Source organism: Kitasatospora sp. NPDC089913, from assembly GCF_044748625.1.
Lineage (GTDB): Bacteria > Actinomycetota > Actinomycetes > Streptomycetales > Streptomycetaceae > Kitasatospora.
Genome location: NZ_JBIVGI010000003.1, coordinates 265,003 through 277,407, shown reverse-complemented (window position 1 = coordinate 277,407; position 12,405 = coordinate 265,003). Strand labels below are relative to the sequence as shown.

Sequence of the window (12,405 nt, the reverse complement as noted above, 5' to 3'; positions counted from 1 at the left end):
CGGACGGGCCGGGCAGCCGATTCCCCGCGGGGGCCCGAGGACGGAGGCTGGGGGCGGCCCAGCCCGAGGAGGATCCGTGACCACCCGCGCCGCACGCACCCGCACCGCTGCCCCGACCGCGCTGACCGCGCTGACCGCGTTGACCGCCGTCCTGCTCTCCGCCTGCAGCACCCCGGAGCCGACGGCCACGCCGCCGTCCGCCCCCACCGCGTCATCCACAGCACCCACAGCAGCCACGCCCACGCCGGCCGCCGGCTCCGTCGCCCCCTCCCCCACCCTGCTCGTCACCGACTTCGGCGCCGACACCGTCACCTTCGTCGACCCCTCCCGCCCGGGCCGCGCCGCCGACCTCGGCTCCGTCCGGGTCGGCACCGCCCCGTACGGCCTCGCCGTCGCGCCCGACGGCACCGCCTGGGTCGCCACCGCCGAGGGCGTCGCCGTCGTCGACACCCGCGCCCGCACGCGGACCGCCCTGGTCCCCCACACCACCCGCACCGGGCCGGTCACCACCGGCGAGTACCGGGGCGGCGGCATGGGCATCGCCCTCTCCTCGGACGGCTCCCGCGCCTACGTCGGCGTCAACGTGCCGGGCGGCAACGGCACCCTGGAGGTCGTCGACACCGCGACCCGGACGGTCGTCCAGGTGGTCGCGGTCGGCCGCCGGCCCTTCGACGTGGACGTCTCCGCGGACGGCCGCCGGGTCTACGTCACCGACCACGACTCCTTCGACGTCACCACCGTCGACACGGCCACCTGGGCCACCCGCCGGATCGAGGTCGCGCCCTACGGCACCGAGGGCGGGCTCGGCTCCTGGCTCAAGCCGCACTACGCCGCCGTCCGCCCGTCCGACGGCGCGCTGCTGCTCCCCTTCGAGGGCGAGCGGCTCGCCGTCGTGGACCCGTCCACCGGCCGGGTCGACGTCGAGCCGATGACCGCGAACACCCATCAGCACGGCGTCACCGCCGCCCCCGACGGCACCCTCTACGTCGTCGGCACCGGCCCGATCGACCCCGCCACCGACGCCGGACCGTCCCTCACCGTCCGGACCCCCGACGGCCGCGAGCGCCTCGTCCCCCTCGACGGCCCGCACGAGACCGTCACCCTGTCGCCCGACGCCCGCACCGCCTACGTGTCCGGCGGCTTCACCCGCGAGGGCGGCCGGGACGGGCTCACCGTGGTCGACACCGCCACCGGCCGCACCTCCCGCCTCCCCGTCGGCCACCTGCCCCTCGCCGTCGCCGTCCTCCCGGACCGCCCCTGAGCCCACGTCCGGAGAACCGACCGGAGAACCGACCGGAAAGACGGGCGGAGAACCGGCCGGAGGGCGCCGCCCGCGTCACGCCCGGCGCCGGCGGATCGCACGGCGCTCCGTCTCCGTCGTCCCGCCCCAGACTCCCTCCACGGCGACGTTCAGCGCCCACTCCAGGCACTCCCGCGCCACCGGACAGCGGCCGCACACGGCCTTCGCCTCGTCGCTCTGCGCGAGTGTCGCGAAGCTGGTGCCGCTCCCGATGGGGAAGAAGAGTTCGGGGTCCGAACCCCGGCACCCGGCCGACGCCCGCCAGTTCGTCTCCCGCACGGTGTACTCCGTTCTCCCGGTCTCCCCTCTATGACTGCGCAGCGGCGGTGATTGTGACATCGGCCGCCGGGCGGCGGCGGGAGGGCGTTCCCCCGGGGCCCGCGCGGGGCGGGGGACAGCCGAGGACGTCAGGGCGGCGCGACGGTCCGGCCGTCGAGGGGCGTCCGACCGTGCCAGGATCGGGTCATTACGTTGTGTTATCAGTCAGTTGACGTATCTTCCGCTCCCCTTCCCCCTCGATCGTTGACGACCGGACACCGTGGGGGCTTGGCTTTGCCGGGAAGCCCGCCACCGGGAGGGAGCCCGGCCGGGCGATCCGAGGGGAAACTCGATGACACGTACCACCCGGACGACCCGCAACCGGTGGCTCGCGGGCGGCGGTGCGCTGGCCGCGGCCGCCGTGATCGCCGCCACCGCCGCTCCGGCCCAGGCCACGGCCCGGCCGGTGGCGCACGGCACCGTCCAGATCAGCACCGGGGTGAACGGCACCGCGCCCGACGGGCAGTCGTTCGGCCAGGGCGTCAGCGCCGACGGCCGCTTCGCCCTGTTCACCTCCTGGGGCACGAACCTGGTGGGGCAGCCCAGCAAGGGCGGGCGCGACGCCTATGTGACGGACCTGCGCAACGGGCGCACGGAGCGGGTCAACCTCTCCGACTCCGACGAGCCGCTGACCGGCTTCACCGACTACGTGGCGATCAACGCCAACGGCCGTTACGTCGCCTTCGAGAGCGACTCCGAGGGCGTGACGGCCGACCCGAGGGTGACCGGGCGCACCGAGGTGTACCTGCGCGACCGCTGGACCGGACGCACGGAACTGATCAGCGGCAGCGCGGCCAGGACCGACACCGACCAGTACCACTCCTCGTACGCGCCCTCGATCAGCGCGGACGGCCGGTTCGTGGCGTTCGTGTCCTCCCGGACCGACCTGGACCCGACGGTGGTGGACACCGAGCCGCCGACGGCCGGAGCCGGGCCCTCCTTGGCCCGGCCGTACACCTGGAAGTACAACGTCTACCTCACCGACCGGCGCACCCACACCACCCGGCTGATCTCCCGGGACCTCAACGGCAAGCCGGGCGAGAGCCTGTCGGTGCACCCGACGATCAGTGCCGACGGCCGCACCATCGGATTCTCCTCGCTCTCCGAGCTGCTGCCGCAGGACCAGCCGCCCGCCCCCGAGGACGTGGAGACGACCCCGGGCGCCGCCGAGGCCGCGCGCCGGATCGTTCCACAGGGGGCCGCGGCCTCGCTCGCCGCCCACCCGACCGCCGCCACCTACTACGTCTACGATGTGCCCGGCCGGCGTCTCACCGCCGCCAGCACGGGCACCGACGGCACGGTGGGCGCCTCCAGCTTCGAGGCGACGATCAGCCCCGACGGGCGGCGCGCGATCTACACCCTGCCCGAGCCCGGCGGCTCGACCAACGGTCACCGCTACCACACGGTGCTCCACGTCCGGGACCTGCGGACGGGCACCGTGACCAAGGTCAGCGGCGGCCTGCCGGGCACCAGCTCGGTCGGCTCCTCGGACCACGGCTCGATCACCGCCGACAACCGCTGGCTCTACTTCGAGTCCGCCGCCGACAACCTGGTGGCCGGCCCGCAGCACGCGGAGTGGGACATCTACCGCCAGGACCTGCGCACCGGCCGGACCGAGCGGGTCTCCACGGCCGCCGACGGCTCGCTCGGCAACGGTGCGTCGAACGCCCCCTTCGTGGACGCCGCGGGCCGCACGGTGGTGTTCGGCTCGACCAGCCGCAACCTGGTGACCGGCCCCGGCGCTCCGGCGGCCGAGGACTCCCAGGCCTTCGCGGCCTCCGTCGGGCACCACCGGGGCGGCGGCGACGACCAGGGCGAGGACGACAACGGCTGACCGAGGGAACGGGACCTCGCGGGTCCGTCCGGCCGCACCGGCCGGGCGGGCCCGCTCGCCGTCGGGGACAGCGCGAGGGACGCCCCGGTCCCCGGCCGCACGGCCCGACCGGGACGGACGACCCTGCTTTGCGATTAATAATGCCCAGTATTAATCTTGGTCCCATGGCAAGGACGTCGGCGGGCCACGAGACCCGCGAGAGGCTGATCCGGGCGGCGGAGGAACTCTTCGCCACCCGGGGCGTCGAGGCTTCGCTCACCAAGGACATCGTCCGGCTGGCCGGACAGAGCAACCCGTCCGCCGTGCAGTACCACTTCGGCTCCCGCGAAGGGCTGCTGGACGCGATCATGGCCGCCCGGCAGGAGCGCACCGAGCGGGCGCTCGCGCCGAGGCTCCCCGCCCTGGCGGAACAGGACCTCCCCGGGCTGCTCGACGCCCTGGTGACCGCCGAGGCCACCGAGCTGCGCACCGAGCAGGGCCGGCACTGCCTGCGGATCTCGGCCCAGATCAGCCACAGCAGCGGCGTCCGCACCCGGACCCCGCACCCCACCCTCGCGGGCGGCGGCTACTGGCGGCTGATCGAGCTGGCCGAGCAGCGGATCTCCGGCCTGCCGGAGCCGATCCGGCTGGAGCGGCTCGACCTCGCCCTCACCTTGATCGGCGCGGCGCTGGCCGACCGGGCGCAGCAGTACCTCACCGGATCCACCCCGCTGACGGACGAGGAGACCTTCCTCGCCGACCTGGTGACGGTGTCCGCCGCCATGCTCTCCGCCCCCACCCCCTCCAGGAGCACGTCATGAACGACCTGACCGGCAAGACCGTCATCATCACCGGCGGCGCCCGCGGCCTCGGCGCCGAGGCGGCCCGGCTCGCCGTCGCCGCCGGGGCCAATGTGGTGATCACCGACGTCCTGGAGGAGGACGGCCTGGCCACCGCCGCCGAGCTCGGCGAGCAGGCCCGTTTCGTACGGCACGACGTGACCTCCGAGGAGGACTGGCAGCGCGTGGTGGACCACGCGGTGGCGGAGTTCGGCGCGGTGCACGGCCTGGTCAACAACGCGGGGATCTCCACCGGCACCCTGCTCGCGGACGAGAGCGTCGCGTACTTCCGCAAGGTGCTGGACGTCAATCTGACCGGGGTGTTCATCGGGATGAAGACCGTCGTCCCGGCGATGCGCGCGGCCGGCGGCGGCTCGATCGTCAACATCTCCTCGGCGGCCGGCCTGATGGGCCTCGCCCTGACCGCCGGCTACGGCGCCTCCAAGTGGGGCGTGCGCGGCCTGAGCAAGATCGGCGCGGTCGAGCTGGGCACCGAGCGGATCCGGGTCAACTCGGTGCACCCGGGCATGACCTACACCCCGATGACGGCGGCCGTCGGCATCCAGCAGGGTGAGGGCAACTACCCCAACACCCCGATGGCCCGCGTCGGCGAGGCCCCCGAGATCGCCACCGCCGTGGTGTACCTGCTGTCGGACGACGCCTCCTACGTGACCGGCGCCGAGCTCGCGGTGGACGGCGGCTGGACCACCGGGCCGACCGTCAAGTACGTCATGGGGCAGTGAGCCGGACGCGCCGTCGGCCGCGCCGTCGGGCGCACTGACCCGGCCTCCCGCGCGTCGCGTCCCCGTCCTTGCTGGAACGGGGACGCGACGCGCGGCCGCCCGCCGGTCTACCGCACCCCGCCGAGCAGGACCGGGAGTTCGCGGTGCCCGTTGGAGATCAGCGATTCGACCGGCCGCAGGTCGGCATCGGGGGCGAGGGCGAGGTCCGGGAACCGCTCGAAGAGCATCCGCAGGGCGGTCGCCCCCTCCAGCCGGGCCAGCGGGGCGCCGAGGCAGAAGTGCGGGCCGTGGCCGAAGGCCAGGTGCTCCTTGACCGGCCGGGTCACGTCGAAGACGGCGCCGTCCTCGCCGTAGCGGACGGGATGGCGGCCGGCGGCGGCGTAGGAGGCCAGGATCGGGTCGCCCTTGCGGAGGACCACCCCGCCGGGCAGCTCGATGTCCTCGACGGCGAAGCGCAGCGGCAGGTGCGCCACGGGCGCGTCGCGGCGCAGCGCCTCCTCGACCACGTCGCCCCAGCCGACCTTGCCGGCCCGGACCAGGGCGAGCTGCTCCGGGTGGGTGAGCAGTGCGGCGATGGCGTTGTCGATCAGGTTGACGGTGGTCTCGTAGCCGGCCGAGACGACCAGCAGCAGGGTGTCCCGCAGCTCCTCCTCGGTCAGCGCCGAGGCGCCGGCGGTCACCGCCGCCCCGCCCTCCCCCTGCGGCCCGTCCTCGCCGTCGCCGGTGTCGCGGGCGGCGATCAGCAGCGAGGTCATGTCGTCTGCGGGCTCGCGGCGCTTGGTGGCGATCAGCTCGTCCAGCATCGCGTAGAAGGTCGTCATGTTGGCGACGGCCTCCTCGGTGGTGCGGGTGGTGTCGAAGACCCGGTCGACGGTGGTGCGGAAGCTGTCCGTGAGGGCGTCGGGGAGTCCCAGCAGCCGGGCGACGACCTGGATCGGCAGCCGGTAGGCGAGGTGCTCGCGCAGGTCGACGGGGGTGCCGGGAGGCATCGCGGCCAGGTCGTCCAGCAGGGCGCCGGTCAGCTGCTCGACCTGCCCGGTCATGGCGGTGATCCGGCGGACCGAGAACGCGGTGCCGACCAGCCGGCGCAGCCGCCGGTGCTCCGCACCGTGGGCGGTGAACATGTTGCGGGCGGCCACCCAGATCGCCAGCGGCCAGGTGGGGACGACCTCGGCGAAGTCAGGCCAGTGCTGGAGGCCGTCCTTGGACACCCGGGGGTCCTTGAGCAGTTCCTCCAGCAGCCCCGGGTCGGCCACCGCCCAGGCCCGCACTCCCAGGAGGTCGACGGGCGTCGCCGGCCCGCGCTCGAACAGCTCGGCGGTCTCGGCATCGCGGTTTCGACCGGTCGGGTCCAGCACGAGTCGTTCCACGGGGGGCTCCTTCGGTCGGGTGACGGAGGCGCGCGGCGCGCGGGCCGCGCACGGGGACGAGCATGCCGTCGCGTGCCCGGTCACGTCGAGAGGGCCTGTGCGGCACGGACGGTGACGGTTCATCAGATACTTCGGGTCGCCGCCGGCGGAAATCGGGTGGCGACCGGCATCCCCGGCTGTTAGCCTGCCGGGAACGTTGATCTTTTCGGTGGCCCTTCCCCGGGCCACGTCCTCAAGGAGACCGGACATGGTGGTGGACGACGACATCTCCGGGTGATCACCCGGAGCCGACAGGCCGCTCGCCGGTGCATCGAAGCACCGCTGCCGCGGCCCGGCTGTCGTCCCCTTCTCCCCTTTGTCCGACACCCGGGCGGGTGTGTCCTCCCCCGCCCCGTCACTCCACGAGGTCACCGCCATGTCCGGCGCTTCCGTCGTCTGCACCAACCTGTCCTTCTCCTGGCCCGACGACACCCCCGTCTTCCAGGACCTCTCCTTCGCCGTCGGCCCCGGCCGCACCGGCCTGGTCGCCCCGAACGGCAGCGGGAAGAGCACCCTGCTCCGGCTCCTCGCCGGTGAACTGCGCCCCTCCGCCGGGTCGGTGACCGTCGACGGCCTCCTCGCCCACCTTCCGCAGACCCTCCCCCTCACGTCCGGGCTCACCGTCGCCGAGGTCCTGGGCATCGCCGACGTGGTCCGGGCCATCGACGCGGTGGAGTCCGGCGACGTCGACGAACGCCACTTCACCACCATCGGCGACGACTGGGACATCGAGGAGCGCACCCGCGACCGGCTCGACCGCCTCGGCCTGGGCCACCTCGCCCTCGACCGCGACCTGGGCACCCTCAGCGGCGGCCAGATCGTCTCGCTGGGCCTGGCCGGCCGGCTGCTGCGGCGCCCCGACGTGCTGCTGCTCGACGAACCCACCAACAACCTCGACCGCGACGCCCGGCACCGGCTCTACGACGCGCTGGACGACTTCCACGGCTGCCTGCTGCTGGTCAGCCACGACCGCGAACTGCTCGACCGGACGGACCGGATCGCCGAGCTCGACCGGGGCGGGCTGCACTTCTTCGGCGGCAACTTCACCGCGTACGAGGAGGCCGTCCGGGCCGGACAGGAGGCCGCGGAGCGCACGGTCCGCAGCGCCGAGCAGGAGCTGAAGCGGGAGAAGCGGGAGCTGCAGCAGGCCCGCGAGCGGGCCGAGCGCCGGCAGAGCAACGCCGCCCGCAACCTGAAGAACGCCGGGCTGCCCAAGATCTTCGCCGGCACCATGAAGCGCGGCGCCCAGGAGTCCGCCGGTCGTTCCGGCCAGGTGCACGCCGGCCGGGTCGGCGAGGCCAGGGCGCGCCTCGACGAGGCCGAGCGGGCGCTGCGCGACGAGCAGCGGATCGTGGTGGAGCTGCCGGACACCCAGGTGCCCGCCGGACGCACCCTGTTCCTCGGCGAGCGGCTGCGGGTCCGGCTCGGCGACCGGGAGCTGTTCGCCGGGCCCGGCGTCGACCTGACCGTCCGCGGCCCGGAGCGGATCGCGCTGACCGGCTCCAACGGCTCGGGCAAGAGCACCCTGCTGCGGCTGCTCGACGGGAGCCTGGCCCCGGACGGCGGCACGACCAGGCGGGCCGAGGGCCGGATCGCCCGGCTGTCGCAGCGGCTGGACCTGCTCGATCCGGACCGCACCGTCGCCGAGAACTTCGCCGCGTTCGCCCCGGAGCGCCCGGAGGCCGAGCGGATGAACCTCCTGGCCCGGTTCCTCTTCCGGGGCCCCGGCGCCCAGCTGCCGGTCGGGCTGCTGTCCGGCGGCGAGCGGCTGCGCGCCACGCTGGCGTGCGTCCTGTGCGCGGACCCCGCGCCGCACCTGCTGCTCCTGGACGAGCCGACGAACAACCTCGACCTGGTGAGCGTCGGCCGGCTGGAGAGCGCCCTGACCGCCTACCGGGGCGCGTTCGTGGTGGTCAGCCACGACGAGCGGTTCCTGGAACGGATCGGGGTGACCCGCCGACTGCACCTGTCCGAGGGCGGGCTGCGGGAGGCGGCGGTGCCCACCGCGTCCTGACCCGGCCGCCGGGGTCGCCGTGCGCGGCCCCGGCGACCCCGGCGGGGGCGGAACCGCCGACGGGCGGCAGGGGACCGACCGGCGTGGGGGACCGACCGGCGTGGGCGGGGCTGCACCGCCGACGGGCGGGGACACCGACCGACGTCGGCGGGCGACACCGCCGGCGGGGCGACTACCGGCGAGTACGGCGTGCTCGGCGCGGCGGCCCGGGGACGCTGCTCCGGATCGATGCGCAACCGCGCCGAAGACCGGGAGCCGTTCATGCCGCCGTCCGACCCGCCGTCCGATCCCACGCCCGACCCGCGGTCCGCGCCGAAGTCCGTTCCGAACTCCGGGCCGCGGCCCGACCCGCGGTCCGCACCGCCGTCCGGCCGCCGCGGTCCCTCCGCCGCCGCGCCACCGGCCAGGCGCTCGGGGCTCCGGCGGCTCGGCGAGTGGTGCGCGCGCCACTCGGTGCTGGTCATCGTGCTGTGGATCGTGGCGCTGGCCGCCGTCCAGACGGCGAACAAGACGGTCGGCGGCGACTACTCGGACGACTTCTCGCTGCCCGGCTCCCAGGCGCAGCAGGGCCAGCAGGTCCTCCAGGCGCACGTCCCGGCCGCCGCCGGCACCAGCTCCCAGGTGGTGCTGCACGACGCCCAGTCCCTGACCGGCTTCGCCCCGCAGGTGTCCCAGGTGGTCGCCTCGCTGTCGCAGCTGCCGCACGTGCTGGGCGCGCAGAGCCCGCTGCCGCCGGCCGGGCAGCCCGCCCCGCCCGGCGGGCCGCTGGCCCCGGACGGTCTGACCGGCTACATCACGGTCCGTTTCGACACCAATCCGACCCTCCTGGACCCGGACTACCTGAACGGCGTGGACGCGGCGGTGGCCCCGCTGCGCGAGGCCGGCGTCCAGGTCGAGTACGGCGGTCCGCTGGGCGAGCTGGCGCAGCCCGAACCCGACGACCGCCTCAGCGAGGTGATCGGCTTCGCGGTGGCGATCATCGTGCTGCTGATCGGCTTCCGCAGCGCGATCGCGGCCGGACTGCCGCTGGTGACGGCACTGTTCGCGGCCGTGGTCGGCCTCGGCGCGCTGGGACTGATCGCGGCGCTGTCGACCTTCGCGACCGTCGCGCCCACCCTGGCCACCATGATCGGCATCGGGGTCGGCATCGACTACGCGCTCTTCCTGCTCACCCGGCACCGACAGAACCTGATGGACGGGGTGGATCCGGTGTCCTCGGCCGGACAGGCCGTGGCCACCAGCGGCCGGGCGGTGCTGGTCTCGGGCTGCACCGTGATCATCGCGCTGTCCGGACTGTCGGTGTCCGGCATCTCCTTCATGGCCAAACTCGGGATCGCCGCCGCCGTCACCGTGGTGTCGGCGGTCCTCGGCGCGCTGACCCTGCTGCCGGCGCTGATGGGGCTGATCGGCCGCCGGATGGACCGGATCACCGTCGGCCGCCCGATCGCCGAGAGCAACGGGGAGGACGGCGCCGAGACCGGCGTCTGGCACCGCTACGCCCGCCGGGTCGAGGGGCGCCCCTGGTGGTACCTGATCGCCGGCGTGGTCGCGCTCGGGATCCTGGCGATCCCGCTGTTCTCCATCCAGCTCGGCCACATCGGGGACGGCGCCGACTCCACCGACTTCACCGACCGGCGCGCCTACGACCTGATGTCCGAGGCCTTCGGTCCCGGATCGAACGGGCCGCTGACCCTCGTGGTCGACCAGAGCGCCGTGCCCGCCGAGAACCGGCCGGGCGTCCAGAGCGCCGTGCAGCAGGCCCTCACCGGCCTGCCCGGCGCGGCGAGCGTCGGCCCGCTGCAGCTCAGCCCGGACGGCGTGGTCCTGTTCAACACCGTCGTCCCCACCACGTCGCCGCAGGAGCAGGCCACCACCGACCTGGTCAACCGCCTGTCGGACACCGTGCTGCCGGACTCGGTCGCCGGCACCGGCGCGAAGACCTACGTCACCGGCAACACCGCCGCCCAGGTGGACTTCCTGGACATCGTGTCGAGCCGACTGGTCCTGATCATCGCGGTGGTGGTCGGACTCGCCTTCCTGATCATCCTCGCCGTCTTCCGCGGCCTGCTGGTCGCCGTCAAGGCCGCCGTGCTCAACCTGCTGTCGATCGCCGCCTCGTACGGGGTCCTGGTGGCGGTCTTCCAGTGGGGCTGGGGCGGCCCGGCGCTCGGGGTGAACGGCACGGTCCCGATCGAGAGCTACGTGCCGATGATGATGTTCGCGATCGTCTTCGGGCTGAGCATGGACTACGAGATCTTCCTGCTCTCCCGGGTGCACGAGGCCTGGCTGCGCACCGGCCGCAGCCAGGACGCCGTCGCGCACGCCCTGGAGATCACCGCCCGGGTGATCTCCTGCGCCGCGCTGATCATGGTCAGCGTCTTCGCCGCCTTCATCGTCAGCGACAACATCGTGATCAAGATGATGGGCCTCGGCCTGGCGGTCAGCGTGCTGGTGGACGCCACCATCGTCCGGCTGCTGCTCGTCCCGGCGGTGATGACCCTGCTCGGCGCCTCCGCCTGGTGGACGCCCCGCTTCCTGGACCGGATCCTGCCCCACATCGACGCCGAGGGCGAGAACGAGCCGGTCTAGGGCGTCGCTCCCGGACCCCGGTCCTCCCGCCGGTCGCCCTCCCGCCGAGGCCCCTCCCTCCGAGGCCCCTCCGCCGGCCCGGTCCCCCACCGCGGGGGGACCGGGCCGGGTGCCGCGTCGGTCACGGCGACCCGGGGCAGGGCGTGCGGATGGTTCTCGACCAGGTAGCCGATCAGGTGCTCGCGCAGCTGGCAGCGGAGCTCGAAGGCGTTCTCGCCGTTCGCGGCGGTGGCGAGCGCCCGGACCACGATGGTGGTGGGCGTGGTGTCGACCACCTGGAGGGCGCTGCCCTCGCCGTCCCACAGCGGGTGCCCGGACAGGAACGCGTCGAACTCCTCCCGCAGCTTCCCGACCGGCGCGCGGTGGTCGAGGTGGAGCAGCGCTGTGCCGGTGATCCGGCTGGTCCGGCGGGACCAGTTCTCGAACGGTCGGCCCACGAAGTACGACATCGGCATGACGATCCGCCGCTGGTCCCAGGTCGCGATCACCACCGCCGTCAGCGTGATCTCCTCCACCGTCCCCCACTCGCCCGCCACCACGACCACGTCACCGATCCGGGCCAGGTCCCCGAACGCCATCTGGACCCCGGCGAAGACGTTGCCGAGCGTGCTCTGCGCCGCCACGCCCGCCACCAGGCCGACCAGACCCGCGGAGGCGAGCAGACTCGTCCCGACCCCGCGCACCGCCGGGAAGGTCATCAGGATCGCGCCCAGCGTCGCCAGCGCCACCACCGCCTGACAGATCCGGCCCAGCAGATCGGCCTGGGTCCGCGCCCGGCCGGCCCACGCCGGGTCGCGGCGGTGCACGGCGAGCCGCACGGTCCCGTCCACCAGCAGCGCCACCACCCGGGCCCCGAGCCAGCCGCCGGCGGCGATCGCCACGATCACCACCAGGTGCCGCAGCGCGTCCCGCAGGGCGGGCGGCGCGTCGATCCACGGCAGCGCTCCGAGCAGGAGCAGGCACGCCGTCAGCGCCAGCAGCGGCCGCCGGCACCGGGCCAGCACCCGCGGCACCCCCGTCGCCCCGCCGTCGGCCGACACCCGCCGCACCACCGCCCGCTCGGCCCGGTCCAGGCCGTACGCGAGCAGCACCGCCGCCAGCACCGCCACCAGCAGTCGTACCGGACTCCACCCCATGTCCCGCTCTCCGTCCGCTCCACCGCCGGGCCACCGCGCCCGGTCCGCCGCCTCGCCTTTCCCGCCCGGGGCCGGCCACACCTCCCGACGACCGGGTGGCATGGATCCCCCGGACCGGGGCACCCGAGCGGTGGGGGGGGGGCCCCGGCGGGGGGGCCCCCCCCCCCCCCCCCCCCGGGGGGCGGCCCCCCCCCCCGGGGGGGCGCCCCCCCCCCCCCGGGCCGCCCCCCCCCCCCCCCCCCCC

At 74.6% G+C, this 12,405-nt stretch carries 9 protein-coding genes; 6 read left to right on the top strand and 3 right to left on the bottom strand.

Annotation, left to right across the window (positions count from 1 at the left end; translation table 11 throughout):
- The first annotated feature begins 76 nt into the window (after positions 1-76).
- Entirely contained in the window at positions 77-1,261 is a 1,185-nt protein-coding gene (locus ACIPYS_RS07730; RefSeq protein ID WP_400744525.1) for a hypothetical protein, read from the top strand.
- A gap of 75 nt (positions 1,262-1,336) precedes the next feature.
- Here the strand turns inward: ACIPYS_RS07730 and ACIPYS_RS07725 are convergent, their stop codons facing one another.
- Positions 1,337-1,579, bottom strand: a complete 243-nt coding sequence (locus ACIPYS_RS07725; protein ID WP_231978084.1) for a WhiB family transcriptional regulator — start codon at positions 1,577-1,579, stop codon at positions 1,337-1,339.
- Between the two features lie 331 nt (positions 1,580-1,910).
- On the opposite strand from ACIPYS_RS07725, the gene ACIPYS_RS07720 reads away from it, so the two are divergent.
- The 3 genes from ACIPYS_RS07720 (at position 1,911) to ACIPYS_RS07710 (ending at position 5,013) form a co-directional block, all read left to right on the top strand.
- Positions 1,911-3,452 carry a TolB family protein gene (locus ACIPYS_RS07720; protein ID WP_400744521.1) on the top strand — a complete coding sequence of 514 codons (1,542 nt, stop codon included), beginning with the start codon at positions 1,911-1,913 and terminating at the stop codon, positions 3,450-3,452.
- A gap of 164 nt (positions 3,453-3,616) precedes the next feature.
- Positions 3,617-4,252 (top strand): TetR family transcriptional regulator, encoded by a 636-nt coding sequence (locus ACIPYS_RS07715; RefSeq protein ID WP_400744518.1) that lies wholly within the window; start codon positions 3,617-3,619, stop codon positions 4,250-4,252.
- Positions 4,249-5,013: a glucose 1-dehydrogenase gene (locus tag ACIPYS_RS07710; RefSeq protein WP_400744516.1), complete on the top strand. Its 765-nt coding sequence runs from the start codon at positions 4,249-4,251 to the stop codon at positions 5,011-5,013. Before ACIPYS_RS07715 ends, ACIPYS_RS07710 begins: the two co-directional genes overlap by 4 nt.
- Positions 5,014-5,120: 107 nt before the next feature.
- Here ACIPYS_RS07710 and ACIPYS_RS07705 read toward each other — a convergent pair whose 3' ends face one another.
- Positions 5,121-6,383, bottom strand: coding sequence for a cytochrome P450 (locus ACIPYS_RS07705; RefSeq protein WP_400744512.1), 1,263 nt, complete (start codon positions 6,381-6,383; stop codon positions 5,121-5,123).
- A 415-nt stretch (positions 6,384-6,798) separates the two neighbouring features.
- Here ACIPYS_RS07705 and ACIPYS_RS07700 point away from each other — a divergent pair, with 415 nt between their 5' ends.
- A complete protein-coding gene (locus ACIPYS_RS07700) occupies positions 6,799-8,436 on the top strand; it encodes an ABC-F family ATP-binding cassette domain-containing protein (RefSeq protein ID WP_400744509.1) in 1,638 nt (545 codons plus the stop codon).
- Positions 8,437-8,697: 261 nt separating this feature from the next.
- The gene (locus ACIPYS_RS07695) at positions 8,698-11,025 is read left to right on the top strand and encodes an MMPL family transporter (protein WP_400744506.1); all 2,328 of its coding nucleotides are present in this window, start codon (positions 8,698-8,700) and stop codon (positions 11,023-11,025) included.
- Here the strand turns inward: ACIPYS_RS07695 and ACIPYS_RS07690 are convergent.
- Positions 11,022-12,161, bottom strand: a complete 1,140-nt coding sequence (locus ACIPYS_RS07690) for a mechanosensitive ion channel family protein (RefSeq protein WP_093863878.1) — start codon at positions 12,159-12,161, stop codon at positions 11,022-11,024. The two genes, ACIPYS_RS07695 and ACIPYS_RS07690, sit on opposite strands and share 4 nt — an antisense overlap.
- Between the last annotated feature and the right edge of the window lie 244 nt (positions 12,162-12,405).

Coding starts and splice junctions, on each gene's coding strand:
- ACIPYS_RS07720 (WP_400744521.1), top strand. CDS start 1,911: ATGACACGTACCACCCGGACGACCCGCAACCGGTGGCTCGCGGGCGGC.
- ACIPYS_RS07715 (WP_400744518.1), top strand. CDS start 3,617: ATGGCAAGGACGTCGGCGGGCCACGAGACCCGCGAGAGGCTGATCCGG.
- ACIPYS_RS07710 (WP_400744516.1), top strand. CDS start 4,249: ATGAACGACCTGACCGGCAAGACCGTCATCATCACCGGCGGCGCCCGC.
- ACIPYS_RS07700 (WP_400744509.1), top strand. CDS start 6,799: ATGTCCGGCGCTTCCGTCGTCTGCACCAACCTGTCCTTCTCCTGGCCC.
- ACIPYS_RS07695 (WP_400744506.1), top strand. CDS start 8,698: ATGCCGCCGTCCGACCCGCCGTCCGATCCCACGCCCGACCCGCGGTCC.
- ACIPYS_RS07690 (WP_093863878.1), bottom strand. CDS start 12,161: ATGGGGTGGAGTCCGGTACGACTGCTGGTGGCGGTGCTGGCGGCGGTG.